15 protein-coding genes are annotated in these 17,900 nt (G+C 69.2%); 9 read left to right on the top strand and 6 right to left on the bottom strand.

All coding sequences use genetic code 11. The annotated features are described in order from the left end of the window. Positions 1-2: 2 nt before the first annotated feature. Complete coding sequence (locus CFB40_RS34885) at positions 3-920, top strand: AEC family transporter (RefSeq protein ID WP_089434041.1); 918 nt, start codon at positions 3-5, stop codon at positions 918-920. Positions 921-1,207: 287 nt separating this feature from the next. On the opposite strand, the gene CFB40_RS34880 is transcribed toward CFB40_RS34885, so the two are convergent. From CFB40_RS34880 to CFB40_RS34855, 6 genes are all read right to left on the bottom strand, one after another. Then, a complete protein-coding gene (locus CFB40_RS34880; protein ID WP_089433904.1) occupies positions 1,208-2,875 on the bottom strand; it encodes a dipeptide ABC transporter ATP-binding protein in 1,668 nt (555 codons plus the stop codon). Further along, positions 2,872-3,741, bottom strand: coding sequence for an ABC transporter permease (locus CFB40_RS34875; protein WP_089433903.1), 870 nt, complete (start codon positions 3,739-3,741; stop codon positions 2,872-2,874). The genes CFB40_RS34880 and CFB40_RS34875 overlap by 4 nt, the downstream gene beginning before the upstream one ends. A 13-nt stretch (positions 3,742-3,754) precedes the next feature. Beyond that, positions 3,755-4,765 (bottom strand): ABC transporter permease, encoded by a 1,011-nt coding sequence (locus CFB40_RS34870; RefSeq protein WP_089433902.1) that lies wholly within the window; start codon positions 4,763-4,765, stop codon positions 3,755-3,757. Between the two features lie 62 nt (positions 4,766-4,827). Further along, complete coding sequence (locus CFB40_RS34865; RefSeq protein ID WP_089433901.1) at positions 4,828-6,468, bottom strand: ABC transporter substrate-binding protein; 1,641 nt, start codon at positions 6,466-6,468, stop codon at positions 4,828-4,830. Between the two features lie 66 nt (positions 6,469-6,534). Continuing rightward, entirely contained in the window at positions 6,535-7,110 is a 576-nt protein-coding gene (locus CFB40_RS34860) for a GNAT family N-acetyltransferase (protein WP_089433900.1), read from the bottom strand. Further along, positions 7,107-8,270, bottom strand: coding sequence for an MsnO8 family LLM class oxidoreductase (locus tag CFB40_RS34855; RefSeq protein ID WP_089433899.1), 1,164 nt, complete (start codon positions 8,268-8,270; stop codon positions 7,107-7,109). Before CFB40_RS34855 ends, CFB40_RS34860 begins: the two co-directional genes overlap by 4 nt. A gap of 347 nt (positions 8,271-8,617) precedes the next feature. Here CFB40_RS34855 and CFB40_RS34845 point away from each other — a divergent pair, with 347 nt between their 5' ends. The 8 genes from CFB40_RS34845 to CFB40_RS34810 all read left to right on the top strand — a co-directional run bounded on the left by CFB40_RS34845 (position 8,618) and on the right by CFB40_RS34810 (position 17,781). Continuing rightward, complete coding sequence (locus CFB40_RS34845) at positions 8,618-10,021, top strand: NtaA/DmoA family FMN-dependent monooxygenase (protein WP_089433898.1); 1,404 nt, start codon at positions 8,618-8,620, stop codon at positions 10,019-10,021. Between the two features lie 91 nt (positions 10,022-10,112). Next, positions 10,113-10,916: a transporter substrate-binding domain-containing protein gene (locus CFB40_RS34840; RefSeq protein WP_089433897.1), complete on the top strand. Its 804-nt coding sequence runs from the start codon at positions 10,113-10,115 to the stop codon at positions 10,914-10,916. A 4-nt stretch (positions 10,917-10,920) separates the two neighbouring features. Next, positions 10,921-11,655, top strand: coding sequence for an ABC transporter permease (locus CFB40_RS34835; RefSeq protein WP_089429940.1), 735 nt, complete (start codon positions 10,921-10,923; stop codon positions 11,653-11,655). After that, the gene (locus CFB40_RS34830) at positions 11,652-12,419 is read left to right on the top strand and encodes an ABC transporter permease (RefSeq protein WP_089433896.1); all 768 of its coding nucleotides are present in this window, start codon (positions 11,652-11,654) and stop codon (positions 12,417-12,419) included. The genes CFB40_RS34835 and CFB40_RS34830 overlap by 4 nt, the downstream gene beginning before the upstream one ends. Before the next feature lie 26 nt (positions 12,420-12,445). Next, complete coding sequence (locus CFB40_RS34825; RefSeq protein WP_089434040.1) at positions 12,446-13,828, top strand: LLM class flavin-dependent oxidoreductase; 1,383 nt, start codon at positions 12,446-12,448, stop codon at positions 13,826-13,828. A gap of 101 nt (positions 13,829-13,929) precedes the next feature. After that, entirely contained in the window at positions 13,930-15,489 is a 1,560-nt protein-coding gene (locus CFB40_RS34820; RefSeq protein ID WP_089433895.1) for a sugar ABC transporter ATP-binding protein, read from the top strand. Beyond that, complete coding sequence (locus CFB40_RS34815; RefSeq protein WP_089433894.1) at positions 15,486-16,544, top strand: ABC transporter permease; 1,059 nt, start codon at positions 15,486-15,488, stop codon at positions 16,542-16,544. Before CFB40_RS34820 ends, CFB40_RS34815 begins: the two co-directional genes overlap by 4 nt. 166 nt (positions 16,545-16,710) lie before the next feature. Further along, entirely contained in the window at positions 16,711-17,781 is a 1,071-nt protein-coding gene (locus CFB40_RS34810; protein ID WP_089433893.1) for a substrate-binding domain-containing protein, read from the top strand. The last annotated feature ends 119 nt before the right edge of the window (positions 17,782-17,900 follow it).

Raw genomic sequence — 17,900 nt, 5'->3', positions numbered from 1 at the left:
CCGTGCAGAATGTCCTGACCGCACTCATTCCGATCTTCGTGCTGATCCTGGCAGGATTCGTGCTGCGGCAGCGCCGCCTGCTGCCGGACGAATTCTGGCTGCCGTGCGAAACGCTGAACTACTACTACATGTTTCCCGCGCTGATGTTCAGTCAGGTCGCGAAAGCCAATCTGACGCAGTTTCCGGTGCGGCCGATCGCGATCGCCATCCTCGGCGCGGTGGTTGCGAGCGCGGCGCTGCTCTATGCATGGCGAGCGTGGAGCCGGCAGCCGGGAGCTGTGTTTTCGTCGGTGATCCAGGGGGCGCTGCGGCCCAATACGTACGTGGGGGTTGCCGCCGCCGCGGCGTTGTACGGCAGCGTGGGTCTCACGCTCACGTCGATCAGCATCGCAGTCGCGATCCCGTTGCTGAACATCGCGTCGATCATCATCCTGATGCGTCACGGCAGCGGCGGTGCGCCATCGGCGCGGCAGATCGGCGGCGCGTTGCTGAGAAACCCGGTGATCATGTCGGTCGTGCTCGGCGCCGCGTTCAATCTCGGCGGGCTGCCCTTGCCGGGCGTGCTGTCGAGCGTGCTGTCGATTCTCGGTGCTGCATCGCTCCCGCTCGGGCTGCTCGCCGTGGGAGCCGGTCTCGACGTGAAGGCCGCGAAGGCGGCGCGCGGCCCCGTGTTCCAGTCGTCGGTGATCAAATTGCTGCTCGTGCCCTTGCTGACCTTCTGGATCGGCTTCAGTCTCGGCATCCGGGGGCCGGCACTCACGACGATCGTGTTGTTCAATTCGCTGCCGTGCACACCGTCGGCGTACATCATGGCGAAGCTGCTCGGCGGCGATCATCGCTTGTCCGCCGGGATCATCACCGTGCAGACCGCGCTCGCGGCCGTCACGATGCCGCTGGTGCTGCTCGTGTTCCACGGTTGAGCCGGGTTCGCGCGCGGTGGCCTGGCGAAATGCACAAGGCCGGCCGTGCTGGCGATACGACCGTCACGCAAGGCCCGGCCACGCGCACGACTCGCTGCCGCTCATGCCGCGCGTGCGTGCCGGTTCGGCGGATACGGAAGCCCGAGACACTCGCGTCAGCGAGCGCATCCGGTGCCGCTACGCGGTCATGTTGCCAGACGCGCGCGGGATGATGGCGCCGAGATGGATCCGGCGGGGAGAGGCGGGCGTCGATCGGTGCATGGCAGCGGTTCGGTGAAAAACCATGGTCAGGCGACGGCGGGCAGCGGCGACGCCGCACGGGCGTTGGGCAGAAGCGGCAGCGCGTCGAGCAGCGATGCGGTGTACGGGTGCGACGGCGCGCCGAACACCCGGTCGACAGGGCCGCTTTCGACGACGCGGCCGCCCCGCATCACGAGAATCCGGTCGGCGACGTGATGCACCACGCCGAGATCGTGCGAGATGAACAGCATCGCGGTGCCGTGCTCGGCCTGCAGGTCGGCGAGCAGGTCCAGCACCTGCGCCTGGATCGACACGTCGAGCGCGCTGACCGGCTCGTCCGCGACGAGCAGCGCCGGATTCGACGCGAACGCGCGCGCGATCGCGACGCGCTGCCGCTGGCCGCCGGACAGTTCGCGCGGATACCGGTCGATGCAACCGGCGCCGAGCTGGACTTCGTCGAGCAGCTGCAGGACGCGGCGGCGCCGCGCGTCGCCACGGATGCCGGCCACATCGAGGCTTTCGCCGACGATCTGCCCGACCGAGTAGCGTGGGTCGAACGAGCTGTACGGATCCTGTGCGATCAACTGCAGTCGCGCGCGGCGCGCCCGCCGCGCGGCTTCCGGCACGCCGTTCCACGGCTGGCCGTCGAGCGCGACGGTGCCGTTGTCCGGTTCGACGAGCCCGAGCACGATTCGCGCGACGGTGGATTTGCCGGAGCCGGATTCGCCGACGATGCCGAGCGTCTCGCCGCGCGCGAGCGTGAACGACACGCCGTCGACCGCGGCCGGCGTGTCGCGGCCGCCGTAGCGTTTCGTCAACGCGTCGACGGCCAGCACCGGCGTGCCCGTATCGATGCGCTTCGGCGGCAGCGGCACGCGCGGGGTGGCTGCGAGCCGGAACCCGCGCGACGCGGCAGTGGGAATCGCCGCGAGCAGCTGCCGCGTGTACGGATGCGTCGGCGCGCTCAACACGTCGCGTGCCGGCCCTTGCTCGACGATCCGGCCGCCGCGCATCACGAGCACGCGATCGGCCAGTTCGGCGACGACCGCGAGATCGTGGCTGATCAGCAGCACCGCATCGCCGGCATCGCGGCGCGCACGCAGCAGCGACAGGATCTGGCGTTGCACGGTCATGTCGAGCGCGGTGGTCGGCTCGTCGGCGATCAGCAGCGCCGCGCCGCCCGCGATCGCGGTGCCGATCAGCACGCGCTGCCGCAAGCCGCCCGACAACTGGTGCGGATACTGCGGCAGCCGCCGCTCGGGGTCGTCGATGCCGACCGAGCGCAGCAGGTCGGCGCTGCGCGTTGCGACGTCGCGCCGCCGCGTATCGTGCAGCGCTTCGGCGACGAGGTCGCGCACGCGCCACAGCGGATCGAGCGACACCAGCGCGTCCTGCAGCACATAGCCGATCCGGCGGCCGCGAATGGCGCGCCAGTCGCGTTCCCGATGGCGGCGCACGTCGATGCCGGCGATGTCGAAGCGTGTTGCGTCGATCGCGGCATGCGGGCCGTTCAGCCCGACGAGGCTGCGCGCGGTCACCGACTTGCCGGAACCCGACTCGCCGACCAGCGCGACGCATTCGCCGGCATGCAGCGTGAGATCGAGCGGCCCGACGACGGGCTGCGCGCCGCGGAACCCGACCGTCAGCTGCTCGATGCGGACCAGCGGCGCGCCACGCGCGGGCGTCGGCTGCGACACGGCGCCGATCGTACTCATGCTGCCTCCCGCCGCTCGAAGCGCGCCTGCCAGTAGCCGCCGAGCGCATTCACCGCGATCACGGCCGCGGTGATCGCGAGGCCGGGCCACACTGCGATCCACCACGCGTTGTACAGATAGTTGCGGCCCTCGGCGAGCATCAGCCCCCATTCGGCTGCCGGCGGTTGCGGCCCCATGCCGAGAAAGCTCAGCCCCGACGCGCCGATGATCGCGGTGCCGAGGCCGATCGTCGCGAGTACCGGCACCTGCGCGATCGCGTGCGGCAGCACGTGGCGCCAGACCAGCACCGCCGGCGCGAGGCCGAGCGTGCGCGCGTGCTCGACGTAACCGGAGGATGCGACGACGAAGGTCTGCGCGCGCACGACGCGCGCGAAGCGCGGCACCGACGCGACGCCGAGCGCGAACACCAGGTTCACCGCGCCGGGGCCGGTGAACGAGATCAGCATCAGCGCGAGCAGCAGGTCGGGGAACGCGGACACGACGTCGAGCACGCGCGTGATCAGCTCGTCGAGCCAGCCGCGGGCGAGGCCGGCGAGCAGCCCGAGCGCGGTGCCGAACAGCGTCGCGACGCCGATCGCGGCCGCGCTGATCGACAGCGAGTAGCGTGCGCCATACACGACGCGCGAGTAGATGTCGCGGCCGAGCTGGTCGGTGCCGAGCCAGTGCTCGGCGCTGCTGCCGAGCTGCGCGGACAGCGGATCGGCGGCGAGCGGATCGCCGTGCGCGAGCCAGCCGGGCGCGACGACGGCGACCACGTTCAGCAGCAGATAGACGGCGGCGAGCGCCAGCCCCGGATGGCGGGACAGCCAGCCGGCCGTGCCGCGGGTCGCGCTCGGGCGCAACGTGAGATCGACGGGAACGGACATCGGTGCCTCCGGTTCAATGCCGTGCGCGGCGTTCGCGCAGGCGGGGATCGATCAGCAGGTACAGCAGATCGACGGCGGTGCTGAGCGCGACGTAGATCGCGGCCGACAGGATCGCGATCGCGAGGATCACCGGCATGTCCTTCGACAGCACCGCGTCGACTGTCACCTTGCCGAGGCCCGGCCGGCCGAACACCTGCTCGGTGATCACGGCGCCGCTCAGCAGCCCGCCCACGAGCCAGCCGGCGAGCGTGACGGCCGGCAGCGCCGCGTGGCGCAGCGCATGGCGCACGCGCAGCGCGAACCCGCCGATCCCCCACGAGCGCACCGTCAGCGCATACGGCTCGTCGAGCGCGCGCTCGATGCCTTGCCGCAGCACGCGGCCGATCACCGCGCCCTGCGCGAGCCCCAGCGACAGCGCGGGCAGCACGAGCGACGCGAAGCCACGATCGCCGGCCACCGGGAACAGCTTCAGCGTGAAGCTGAACACGAACAACAGCATGATTCCGAGCCAGAACGACGGCGTCGAGGCCAGCAGCAGTTCGACGCCGGACGCGGCGCGCCCCGCCCAGCGGCGGCCGGCCGTCAGCACCGCGAGGCCGACCGCGAACACGATCGTCACGACGAGCGCCGCGCCCGTCAGCTTCAGCGTCGGCCACAGCTGCCCGAGCACGAGCGGCGCGACGTCCGTGTTCAGGATGTAGGAGCGGCCGAACTCGCCGTGCAGCACGCGCCACAGGTAGTGCACGTATTGCAGTGCGAGCGGTTCGTCGAGTCCCCATTCCTGGCGGATCGCGGCCTCGATCTCGGGCGTGCTCAACTGCTCGCCGATTAGGATGCCGACGATATCGCCCGGCGCGACATGCACGGCCGCGAACGACAGCGTGATCGCGGCCCACAGCACGAGCACGCCGGTGGCGAGCCGCGTGACGACGGGCGAGCCCGGCCAGCGCCGCCATGCGGCCGGCGACGGCGCGGCCGGCCGTGCGTCAGGGAGGGAGGCGGGAGCGGAGGTCGAATGGCTCATTGGGAAATCTCCTGTCGGGTCGGCGCGAACCGTGATGCAAAAGCGGGCCGCTGCGCGCCGGCTTACTGCTTCACCCACACGTCGTACGGGTTCTCCGGCATCTGCGCGAACGAGCGGAAGCGCAGCCCCTGGACGGCCTTCGCGGCCGCGATCTGGTCTTCCGGTTCGTAAAGCGGGACCGCATACGCCTGTTCGTTGATCGCGAAGCGCTGCAGCTCGCCGTACGACTGCTTGCGCTGCGCGACGTTCTGCGTACGCGCGGCCGCCTGCAACCAGCGCGTCAGTTCGGGCGCCGCCGCACGGCTGTAGTTCAGCGCGCCGCCGCGATCGACCGGCAGGTAGTGGCCCTCGATGTCGATGCCGTCGGGCGGCGTGTTGGAGTTCGCGATCGAGCCGAACTTGCCGCTCTTGCGCGCTTCGACGTACGTGCCGTCGTCGACGTACTGGATCTTCAGGTCGACGCCGAGGCGTTGCCGTGCCTGGGCCTGCAGTGCCTGCAGCAGCACGTCGCGCTGATCGCGTACCGTCGCCTGCGCCTGGATCACCGCGATCGTCAGGCGTTCGCCGTCGCGGGTCCGGTAGCCGCTGCTGTCGCGTGCTTGCCAGCCGGCTTCGTCCAGCAGCTGGTTCGCCCGTTTCGGATTGTTGCCGTAGGTCTTTTCGACAGCGGCGTCGTAGAGCGGATCGATCGGCGACGTGATCCCCCACGCGCGCGCGCGCTCGCCGCGGTAGATCGACTGCACGATGCCGGTCGCGTCCAGTCCTTCGAGCAGCGCGCGGCGTACTTTCACGTCGCGGGTCGGGCCGTAGTCGACGTTCAGGAACAGTGAGTAGGGCGTGCCGGTATTGAGCGCGCGGCGATACGTGAAATCGGCGTTCTTGCGGATCAGTGCCGCGTCGTTGCCGGACACGCCTTCGATCACGTCGACCTGGCCGGACAACAGCGCGCCGGTGCGCACCGACGATTCGGGGAGGAACCGGTAGACGATCCGGTCGAGGTACGCGGGGCCCTGGTGGCCCGCCGTCGGCGGCGCCCAGCGATAGTCGGGGTTCTTCGCGAACTCGATTTCCTGCCCTTTCACGTACCGCTTCAGGATGAACGGGCCGGTGCCCGCGATGTCGGTGCCGCCCGACTTCAGGCTCGGCCGGCCGAACGCGTTCGGCGACAGCAGCGGCAGACGGCCGGCGAACGTCAGGAACGGCGTATACGGCGTGTCGAGCGCGATCACGACCGTGTGCGCGTCGGGCGTCTTCACGTCCGCGACGTGCGAGATCAGCCGCGCAAGCTGGCTGCCGGCCGAGTACGACAGTTCGCGCGCGTTCAGGAAGTTGCGGGCGACGGCCTGCGCGTCGAACGGCGCGCCGTCGGTGAATTTCACGCCGTCGCGCAGCGTGAACGTGTAGGTCTTGCCGTCGGCCGAGACCTTGTAGCCGGTCGCGAGCCACGGCACGTAACTGCCGTCGGGCTTCTGCGCGAGCAGGCTTTCGTAGGCGTTGCGCAGCAGCAGCTCGACCTTGTCCTGGCCGTTCAGTTGCGGATTCAGCGTGCGGGGCTCGGTTTCGACACCCCAGGTCAGCGTGCCGCCGGAGACGGGTGTGCCCTGTGCGAACGCCGCATACGGCATCGCGACGGCGAGCAGCAACGCAGCCGATACGGTGTGGCGCGACGCGCGGAGAGCGGAATCCGGAAATGCGAGAGTCATGCGTTGAAGCCTTTCACGAGATGGATGGCAGGGGATGCACTACGCGAAGCAGGGTGCGCCCGCGCGTCACGCGTCCACGGGGACAGGCAGGCGCTCCGGCGCGGCGTCGGCCATCGCCGGATCCTCGTAGAGATCCGGGATCAGGATTTTTCTGAGCCAGACGAGCGGCGTGCCGAGCGCGTTGGTCGAGCGATCGAACGGCACGTAGCCGCCGCGCTCGTAGTACGACTGCAGCCATGGATGGTGGATCGCGGTCGCGAGATACGTCGCGGGCGCCTTGACCTGCGCGGCCAGGAACTGTGTCTCGACGTGTTCGAGCAGCGTGTGCCCGAGCCCTTGCCGCGCGAACGCGGGCGCAACCGCGAACCAGTGCAGGAACGGATGCGGCGTGCGATGGCGTTCGCCGGATACCCACGGAAACCGCACGGTCAACGTGGCCGCGAGGGCGGTACGGCCGTCGGGTGCCGCATGTTCGAGCACGAACGTCGTTTCGCGCGCGACGGCTTGCGCGACGCGTTCGATCGGCGAGCGCGTGATCGTGAAGTGCACGCCCTGCGCCGCGAGCGGCGCGTAGGCGTCCTGCAGCAACGCGTAGACGGCCGGCACGTCGTCTGCGCTGGCGATGCGAATCGTATCGGTCATGGCGCGGTGCCCTCGAAGTCCGGTTGGCGTGCGATCGTGCGCGCGCCGGCATCTCGCGCGTTCGCGTTCGCTTCGTCGCGCGCGCCCGCCGCCGTGTCGTCACCGTCGGCATGCGCGCCGGCCAGCAGGCGCAGCGACGCAATGCGCGGGGCGGCGTCGGCGACCGGCGTGTCGACGACGAATTCGGCAATCCCGTGGCGGCGATGCAATGCGTCGAGCTCGTGCAGCACGTCGTCGCGCGTGCCGTGCACGATCCGCGTTTCGCGCGGGTCGATCCGGTGCGGGCCGCCGCCGGCCTGGCGGATGTACGCGTGCGCCTGTTCGAGGCTGCCGACGTTGACGGCGGGCGTGTCGCCCACCTGAACGCGAAAGCCCTGATGTCCGCTCGCGAGTCGCGCCGCCGCGTCGCGGGTGCCGGCGACGATCGCGGAGACGGCCAGCAGCGGCGTGCGGCCGCCCGACGCGTCGCGATAGGTGTCGAACGTGCGCTCCAGATCCGTCACGGAGGCATTCAGATGCGACGCGTAGACGAACGCCCAGCCGAGCCGCGCGGCGAGCGTGGCGCTTTCCGCGCTGGCGCCGAGCAGGAACGGTTGCGCGGGCTCGGGCGGGCGTGGCGTCGCATACAGCGTAGCGCCATCCTGATCGGTCGCGTCGGCTGTTGCATCGTCGCCCTCGAGATGACGATTCAATTCCTCGGCCAGATCGGCGAACGACGCGCGCCGCGCCGGATCGTAGCCGGCCTGCAGCGCACGGGTCGACAGCGGCAGGCCGCCCGGCGCCTTGCCGATGCCGAGATCGACGCGGCCGGGCGCGAGCGACGCGAGCAGGTTGAAGTTTTCCGCGATCTTGTACGGACTGTAGTGCTGCAGCATCACGCCGCCCGATCCGACCCGAATGCGTCGCGTCTGCGCGAGCACGTGCGCGATCAGGATTTCCGGCGACGGGCACGCGAGCGCGGCGGTGTTGTGATGTTCGGCGAGCCAGTAGCGGTGATAGCCGGCCGCATCGGCGAAGCGTGCGAGCGATACGCTGCGCGCCAGCGCGTCGGCGGCGGTTTCTCCGGGCGCGACGGGGCTCTTGTCGAGCACGCTCAAGCGGAACGGCAACGCGGACAAAGCGGACAAATCGAAGTGGGAGCGGAGGGCGTCGAACGTCATGATGAAGCGATCGGCGCGGGTCGAAACGGCCTGATCAGCGGATTTGGCATGCCGAATTATTTTGCGTCGACGTTCGCACGGTCAAACAATCAAGAAGAATATCGAAAGCCGAAAATATTCGTTCCGGCCGCCCCGGGGGCTTGCGTTATGGTCGTTGGCTGCGCGCCTCGCGGCGCGTGTGTGGAGCCTGACCGACGGTCCGACGCGAGTACGCTCGCCGTCGCGATGCCCGCGGGCACGCTCCGATTCTCCGACCGAACGGAATCACGAGGAGTGCGAATGAACGAGCAACGCGAACGACGTACGGCCCTCACGGCGTGCCATCGCGCGATGAACGGAGCCGCGTCATGAGCGGCGCACGCAGACGGCTGAAGACGCTCGTCGGCGCGGCGAGCGTGCTGTACGCGCCCGGCGATGCGGATGTCGCACAGGGTGTGCGACGCGCGGCGTCGCTCGCACGCAGGGCGGAAGCCGAGAAGATCACCGGCCTCTTTACCGCCGACCTGCTGCAGGCCGATGCGGCCGGCCTCGCGGGCACCACGGGCAGCCAGGAGCCGATCGTCGCGCTGGCGGCGCTGAGCCAGGCGACGTCGGCGATCGGCCTCGTCGCGACGGTGTCGACCACGTATCACCATCCGTACAACCTCGCGCGGCTGATCGGCACGCTCGACCACGTGAGCGGCGGGCGGGCCGCGTGGAATGCGGTCACGTCGTCGGTCGGCGAGGAGAATTTCGGCGATGCGGCGCTGCCCGACCCCGAACGGCGTTACGCGCGTGCGGCCGAATTCGTCGAAGTCGTCAACGCGCTGTTCGACGCGAACGATCCGCGCGCGACGCGGCGCGGGCAGGGCGGCGGCATCTCGGTCGATCCGCGCCAGCTCGGCGCGATCGACTACCGCGGCGAGCACTTCCAGGTGCAGGGGCCGCTGAACGTGCCGCCGTCGCCGCAGCGCAGGCCGGTGCTGTTTCAGGCCGGGCAGTCGGCCAGCGGCGTATCGCTCGGCGCGAAGTACGCGGAGGTCGTCTATACGTCACAGCCGACGCACGACGATGCGCGCGCATTCGTCGCCGAGCTGCATCGGCAGGCCATCGCATTCGGCCGCGCCGACCGGCTGCCGCTCGTGATGAACTCGTTCCATTCGGTGATCGGCGAATCCGATGCCGACGTCGCGCGACGGTTGCGCGACAAGCATGAACGGATCGATTACGAACAGGGCAGGCTGAAGCTGGCCGACATGCTGGGCGGCGTCGTCGACCTGAGCGGCCTGCCGCTCGACCAGCCGTTGCCGGCGTCGCTGCTGCCGGCGATCGACAGCGTGCATCGCCGGCGCGGACGCGTCGCGATCTTCGTGGGCTACGCACGCCAGCGGCTGACGCTGCGCGAGCTGATCATCCGTGCGCAGGAGACGGGCCACTGGTCCGTCGCCGGCACGCCGGAACAGCTCGCCGACGCGATTGAAACGCGCTATCGCGCGGGGCTCGTCGACGTGCTGTCGTTGCACGGGCTCGGCCAGCCGGACCAGGAAGACCTGCTGCTCAACGGGTTGCTGCCCGAATTGCGGCGGCGCGATCTGCTCGATACCGACTATGTAGGCGGCGATTTTCGCGCGAACCTGGACTGCCGGCGTTGCGGCGCGAGGCCGTGGCGGCGTGAACGACGGATGAATCGCGTACCGTGCCGTACGTCGGACGGTGCGCGGTTTCGTGCATGTCGTGCATATCGCGCGATCAGATATCCATCGCAAAAATAACCATTTGGTACACGCATCGGCGCGCATTACAGTCACGCCTCCTGCCGGCTGTAACGCCGGTCGTTCCGACGTTATTTCAGAAATTCGCCACATGAATCGTTTGATGCGTTCCAGGGTCCGCCGTGCCGCGGCCGCGCTGTTCGTGCTCGGCCTCGCGCCGATTTCCCACGCGGCCCAGCCGACGTTGCGCGTCGGCATCGACGCCGAATCGTATCCGCCGTTCTTTTCGAAAGATGCCGGCGGCAAGTGGAAGGGCTGGGAAATCGACGTGCTCGATGCCGCATGCGGCAAGCTGAACGTGCGGTGCGAGCTCACCGACATTGCATGGGACGGCCTGATTCCGGCGTTGCAGAACCGCAAGATCGACGTGATCTGGTCGTCGATGACGATCACCGGCGAACGGCAGAAAGCGATCGACTTCAGTCGTGCCTACTATGAGTCGCCGACGGTGTTCGTCGGCGCGAAAAGCGACCGGCGCCGCGTCGACTGCGCGGTGCCCACGACCTTCAAGGGCAGCGTGATCGGCGTCGAGGCCGGCACGAACTTCTCGGCGTTCCTCGATGCCCGCTTCAAGCAGAACGTGCAGATCAAGGCGTTCGACAAGTTCGACAATGCGCTCGCGGATCTGGTGTCCGGGCGCGTCGACTACGTGCAGGAAGGCAAGGGGCTATTCACGGCGTTCCTCGCGTCGCGCGACGGCAAGGACTTCGAGGTCAAGGCCACGTGCGCGGACGATCCGGTGCTGGGCCTCGGGGTCGGCGCGGGCGTGCGGCGCGGCGATGCGCTGCGCGGCAAGCTGTCGACCGCGATCGCGCAACTGCAGCAGGACGGCACGTGGGATGCGATCACCGCCCGCTATCCGAACCTGAAAGGCACGATCGAGAAGGGGCGCTGAGCGCATGGCCGCGGACGATTCGCTGCTCGCGTTGCTCGCATTCGGCGACGGCGGTTATGGCCGCGTGTTCGCGGGTGCGTTCGCGCTGACGTTCGGCGTCGCGGCTGCGTCGTTCTGCACCGGCGTGCTGCTCGGCGTCGCCGGCGCGCTCGGCAAGCTGTCGCGATACGCGGCGCTCGTGTGGCTGGCGCGCCTCTACACGACGCTCGTGCGCGCGCTGCCCGAACTGTTGTGCCTGCTGCTCGCGTTCTATGCGGTCGCACCGGCCATCGAGAACGCGCTTCGCGGCAGCGGCATCGTATCGGGCGACTTCGCGTTCGATCCGTTCGTCGTCGCCGCACTGTCGCTCGGTTTCATCCAGGGTGCGTATCTCACCGACATCTTCCGCGCGGCGCTCGTCAACGTGCCGGTCGGCCAGATCGAAGCCGCGCACGCGTACGGGATGACGCCATGGCAGACGTTCGCGCGCATCCGGTTCCCGGCCGCCGCGCGGCTCGCGCTGCCGGGCGTCGGCAACGTGTGGCTGAACGCGACCAAGGATGCGTCGTTCATCAGCGTGCTCGGGTCTTTCACGGATCTGCTGAAGGCGAGCCAGCTCGCGGCCGGCGCGACGCGGCACTACGTATTCTTCTATCTGGTCACGGCCGCACTGTTCCTGCTGCTGAGCATCACGTCGACCGGCCTCTTCGCGGCGCTGGAGCGGCATGCGAACCGCGGCACGAGGCGCGCGACGACATGATCTTCTCGCTGCCTTTCCTGCTCGACACGGTGATGCCGAAGCTGCTCGCCGCGGTGCCGACGACCCTGGCGTTGCTGCTGTTGTCGGGTATCGCCAGCGTGGTGATCGGCATTCCGCTCGCGCTGGCGGCGGGTTCGCGCCACGCAGCCTGCCGCTGGCCCGCGCGCGGCTGGATCATGCTGGTTCGCGGAACACCGCTGCTGGTGCAGCTCTATCTGCTGTATTACGGCTTCGGCCAGATCGTCCCGCGCGAATGGATGCGCGACAGCTGGGCGTCGCCGCTGTTGCGCGACGCGTTCTGGTATGCGGTCGTCGCGTTGAGCGTGAACGAGGGCGCCTATGTCGCGACGATCCTGCGCGGCGCGATTGCCGGGGTGCCGGCCGGCGAAATCGAGGCCGGCTTTGCATACGGAATGACGCGGGCGGCTGTACTGCGCCGGATCGTCGGCCCGCGTGCGTGGCGACTCGCGCTGCCGGCGCTCACCGGCGAGGCGATCCTGCTGCTGAAGTCGACCGTCCTCGCGTCGACCGTCACGGTGTTCGACGTGATGGGGACGGCCAATACGCTTCGTTTTGAAACCTTGCGCGTTTATGAGCCGCTCGCGGGCGCGGCGATCGTCTATGTCGTGCTGGTCGCGCTGCTGACGATTCCCGCCGCCCGTCTCGAGAAACACCTCAACCGCTACCTGACGCGCGAGCCCGACGATCGCCCGCCCGCACGGCGCCGCCGCGCATCGTCCGGCGCGTGGGCGGCACCCAACTGATTCCTGCTTTTGCACTGAACACGACGATGTCCGATCCTCGCCCCTTGCTGTTTTCCCTTTACGAACAGGCCAGCGTCGGCTGCGGCGGTGCGCCGAGCCTGTGGACCCATCCCGCCGACGAACGGCTGCGCGCGAATACGCTCGCGTTCTGGTCGAACCTCGCGCGCACGGCCGAGCAGGCCGATCTCGACATGCTGTTCTTCGCGGACGTGCTCGGCCTGTACGACGTCCATGGCGGGTCGTCCGACGCGGCGGTCCGGTGGGCGGTCGAGGCGCCCGCGAACGATCCGATGATGCTGATTCCGGCGCTCATCGCGCAGACCGAGCGGCTCGCATTCGGCGTGACCGCGAGCACGACCTACGAGCACCCGTTCGCGCTCGCGCGGCGCTTCAGCACGCTCGACCACCTGAGCAACGGCCGGATCGGCTGGAACATCGTGACGTCCTACCTGACGAGCGCGGCGCGCAACTTCGGGCTCGACCGGATGATCGGCCACGACGAACGCTACGCGCGTGCGGAGGAGTTTCTCGACGTGGCCTACAAGCTGTGGGAAGGGAGCTGGGCGGACGACGCGGTCGTCGCCGACAAGCGCGAGCCGCGCTACGCGCGCGGCGACCGTGTGCGGCCGATCGAGCACGAGGGCACGCATTATCGCGTGCATGGCCCGCACGTCTGCGCGCCGTCGCCGCAGCGCTCGCCGGTGCTGATCCAGGCCGGCTGGTCGGGGCGCGGGCGCGAATTCGCGGCGAAGCACGCGGAAGTGGTGTTCGTCGCGAAGTCGAATCCGCATGAGATCCGCACCGGCCTCGATGAAATCCGGCGGCTGGCGGTCGAAAACGGCCGGGCAGCGGAGGATGTGAAGGCGCTCACGGTGCTGCGGATCGTGACGGCGCGTTCGTCGGCCGACGCGAAGGAGAAGTACCACGCGCTGCAGCAGCACTATCACCTGCAGGCTCAACTCGTCAGCTATGCGGGCGATACCGGCATCGACATCGATCGCTATGCGGACGACGAGCCGTTGACGACGCAAACGGAAGGGCTCACGTCCTACGTGGTGCGGCCGGACGGCAGCGGCAAGCCGCTCACCGCCGGCGACGTGCGGCGCAAGTTCGCGAATGTCACGCGCGGCACCGACCTGATCCTCGTCGGCTCGCCTGACGAAGTCGCCGACCAGCTCGCCGAGCATGCGCGGCAATCGACGACGAGCGGCTACATGCTCAATCCGCTGATCAGCCCGGGCACGCTCGACGATTTCGCCGAACTGATCGTGCCGGAACTGAAAAAGCGCGGCCTGTACCGAGCGACGCCGGCGAGCGGCACCTTCCGTTCACGGCTGAGCGGGCGGGACCGCCTGCCGGACACGGCCTATGGCGCTTCGTTCCGGTTTCCGGTGCCGGAAGCGGGCTGACGAGCCGATCAATACCGGACGACCCTCAGCGGAGTTGCGTGACATGACCCACGACGACCTGTTTCTCCTGCAAGCGCATCGCGCCGTCCGGAATCTTCGGTATGAATAGCGCGACGAACGAGACGATGGACGTGACGCGCGACGATCGGCCTCATCGGTCGACGTTACCGCCCGTCCTGAGCGCCACGGGCATCGCGAAGCGCTTCGACGCGACCGTCGCGCTGGCGGCGCTCGACCTGTCGATCGGCGCCGGCGAAGTCGTCGCGTTGATGGGCGCGAACGGCGCGGGCAAGTCGACCTTCGTCAAGATCCTGAGCGGCGCGCTGCAAACGGACAGCGGCACGCTGACGCTACGCGGCGAACCCTATCGACCGGCGTCGCCGCACGCGGCCAAGCGGCTCGGCGTCGCGACCGTGCACCAGTCCGTGGCCGACGCCGTCGTGCCGACGCTGTCGATCGCCGACAACCTGCTGCTCGACCGGCTGTGCGATCCGGCCTCGCCGTGGCGCGTGCCGCCGGCCGCGCGGCGCGCGGCGGCGCGATCGCTCGCCGCACGGGTCGGGCTCGACGTCGACCTGGCCGCACCGCTCGCCTCGCTGTCGCTGGCTGACCAGCAGCGTGTGACCCTGGCGCGTGCGTTGGCCGGGCAGCCATCGTTGCTGATTCTCGACGAGCCGACCGCCAGCCTGTCGGCGGCGGAGGCCGAGCGGCTGTTCGTGCTGGTGGACGCGTTGCGCCGCGACGGCGTCGCCATCCTGCTGGTGTCGCATCGGCTCGGCGATTTGCGCCGCATCGCCGATCGCGCGGCGATCGTCCGCGACGGGCGGATCGTCGCCGATCTGGCCGCGCCGATCGATTTCGATGCGGCGGTGGAAACGATGATCGGCCGGCCGTTGCCGCGTACGCGTGCATCGGTGCCGGAGCGTGCCGGGCTCGCCGGAGCCGGGGCAGGCCCAGGCTTCAGCGTGCGGCAGATGCGGCTGACGCCGACCAGTACACCGTTCGACTTCGATGTCCGGCGCGGCGAGATCGTCGCGATCGCGGGCCCCGTCGGCGGCGGCAAGTCGCGCTTCGCGCGGACGATCTTCGGCGCGGTGCGGGCGGCGGCCGGCGAGATGACGCTCGACGGGCGGCCGTGGCGGCCACGCTCGCCGGCCGATGCAATTCGCGCCGGCGTATTCCTGGCCGGCGAGGACCGCTGGCGCACGTCGCTGTTTCCCGACAGCGTTCCGTTCGCGTCGATCGCGGGCACGATCGGCTTTCCGTTCCTGTCGCGCTGGTTCGCGAGCGGCGCGGTGCGCCGAGCGCGCGAACGCACGGCCGCCGCGGCGGCGATCGCACGGTTCGGCATTCGCTGCGACGGGCCCGACGATCGCGTCGCGCACCTGTCCGGCGGCAACCAGCAGAAGGTCGTGCTCGCGCGCTGGCATGCCGAGCCGGCGCGGCTGTTGCTGCTCGACGAGCCGTTCCAGGGCATCGATGCGGGCGCGCGCGCCGATATCGTCGATACGCTGCGGCGTCATGCGCATGAGCGCACGACGATCGTGTTCGTCAGCGATCTCGAGGAAGCGGCCGAGATCGCCGATCGTATCGTGCGATTCGACCGCGCGACGCTTGATTGCGTGCCTCCCACTTCTTCCATCGTGCGTGCCTGCTCATGAAACCCGTGACTTCTTCCACTGTCCGCCATGCCGCATCCGTCGAACGGTCGTCGCGCCCCGGGCCGGCGCGCATCCGCGATGTGCTCGAACGGACGGGCATCCTGCTCGTGCTGGGCGTCCTCGTGGTCGTGTTCGCGCTCAGGGAGCCCGCGTTCCTGAACCTCGACAACCTGTTCAGCATCCTGCAGGCGGTGTCGATCGTCGCGTTGCTCGGCATCGGCGTGACGGTCACGCTCGCGGCCGGCGGCTTCGACCTGTCGGTCGGCAGCGTGGCCGCGACCGCGCAAATGGCTGCGAGCTACGTGCTGGTCGTCTGGCACGGCAGCGCATGGGCGGCCGTGCTCGCCTGCGTCGTGCTTGGCGTGGCCGCCGGCTTGTTCAACGGCTTGCTGATTACGCGGCTGCGCGTGCCCGACCAGCTCGCGACGCTCGGCACGCTGTTCCTGCTGGCCGGCCTGCAGTTGATCCCGACCGGCGGCCGTTCGCTCGCGACCGGTTCCGTGCTGCCCGACGGCACGGACGCGACGGGCGTGTTCCCCGATGCGTTTCTCGCGCTCGGCCGGTTGCGCGTGTTCGACGTCGTACCGTTGCCAGTCCTGCTGCTCGCGGCTGTGACGGTGCTGGCCTGCGTGACGATGGAGGCGACCCGCTGGGGCCGCGTGATCTACGCGATCGGCGGCAACGAAACGGCCGCGCGTCTGGCCGGCGCGCCGGCCGCGCGCTACCGCGTCGCCGCGTATGTCGTGTCGGGTGCGATCGCGTCGCTGGGCGGCGTGCTGATCGCCGCGCGGGTCGGCCGCGGCGACGTGAGCGCGGGCCACTCGCTGCTGCTCGATGCGGTGGCGGCCGCGCTGATCGGTTACGCGGTGTGGGGCGCGAAGCGGCCCAACGTATTCGGCACGGTCGTCGGGGCGGTGTTCGTCGGCGTGCTGCTCAACGGGCTCACGATGCTGAACGCACCCTACTACATGCAGGATTTCATCAAGGGCGTACTGCTCGTGCTGGCCCTTGCATTTACGTTCGGCATCGGTCGCCGTACGGATGCCCGGGCGTGATGCGTGAGGTCGCCGAGACCAGGCTCGGGCACCCATGGTTCGGAGAATCTTCAGGCAGGACGGTTTGTTATCCAAAGTAATATCCATTGCCGAATCGGTCGGTTTGAATTCGCTCGGTGCGCTGATAGATTGAGCCGATATCGTCCTATATGGAGACAGACACGCCATGCGCTCGTTGCTTCGCCGAAAGTCGCGTATCGAACTGAAACTCGGTGCACTCGTGCTGGGCACCGCGCTCGTGTTCGGTGTGCCCACGGCCCACGCCGGTCCGCTCAAGGGGGCGCCTGCGCCGTTCGACAAGGGCGGCGTGAAGATCGCGCTCGTCAACTACCTGTCGACCGGCGATTTCTTCCAGGCCTACGAAGCCGGCGCGCAGAAGCAGGCACGGGCGCTCGGCGTCGATCTGCGCATCTACGAAGGCCGGCAGGACGCGGCCGAGCAGCGCGAGCAGATTCAGCAGGCGATCAGCATCGGCGTGTCTGCGATCATCGTCAATCACGGCTTGCCGGAATCGCTGAAGGACGTCGTTCAGCGCGCGCTGGACAAAGGCATCAAGGTTGTCGCGTTCGACGTCGATCTCGCCAATCCGAAGGTGCCGCAGATCGAGCAGAACGATCGCGACCTGGCGAACCTGCTGCTGAATCAGGCGGTGAAGGACAACGGCGACACGTTCGCGGCAGGGTACGTGTACGTGGCCGGATTCGCGCCGCTCGACCGGCGCGATGCCGCGTGGCGCGATTTCAAGCGTGCGCACCCGAAGGTGCAGGAAAAGGCGCGCTGGGGCACCGTCGACAATCCGATCGCGCAATCGGTCGCGAACCAGGCGGCGGCCGTGTATCGCGCGAATCCCGACATTCGCGTCGTGTTCGCGCCGTACGACGAGTTCGCGCGCGGCGCAAAGCTCGCGGCGGACGAGGCCCGGCTCTCGTCGAAAATCCGCATCTACAGCGCGGACGTGTCGACGGCCGACATCGAGGCCATCCGCGCGCCGAACAGCGCGTGGGTCGCGACGGCCGCGACCAATCCGGCGGTCGTCGGCGCCGTGTCGGTGCGGGCCGCCGCGCTGCTGGTCGCAGGGCAGGACCCGGGCGCGCGCATCGCGGTGAAGCCGACGCTGATCACGCGTGACGATCTCGTGAAGAACGACATTCATACCGTGGCCGAACTCGCCGCGAAGTTTCCGGCGTTCCGCGCGAGCGACGCGGCGACTGCCGCATGGATTCCGGCAGTCGACTGAGCGCCTCGGCACGTAGCGCGCGACGATCACATTCTCGAGACGCGACGCTGAAGGTGACCGCGCACGCGCTCGGTCGCAGCGGCGTGCGCGAGATCCGGATACGCGTGCGGTATTCGCCG

Origin of the sequence: Burkholderia sp. AU31652 (assembly GCF_002223155.1) — a bacterium.
Classification (GTDB): Bacteria; Pseudomonadota; Gammaproteobacteria; order Burkholderiales; family Burkholderiaceae; genus Burkholderia.
This window is presented reverse-complemented; position numbering and strand designations above follow the sequence as displayed.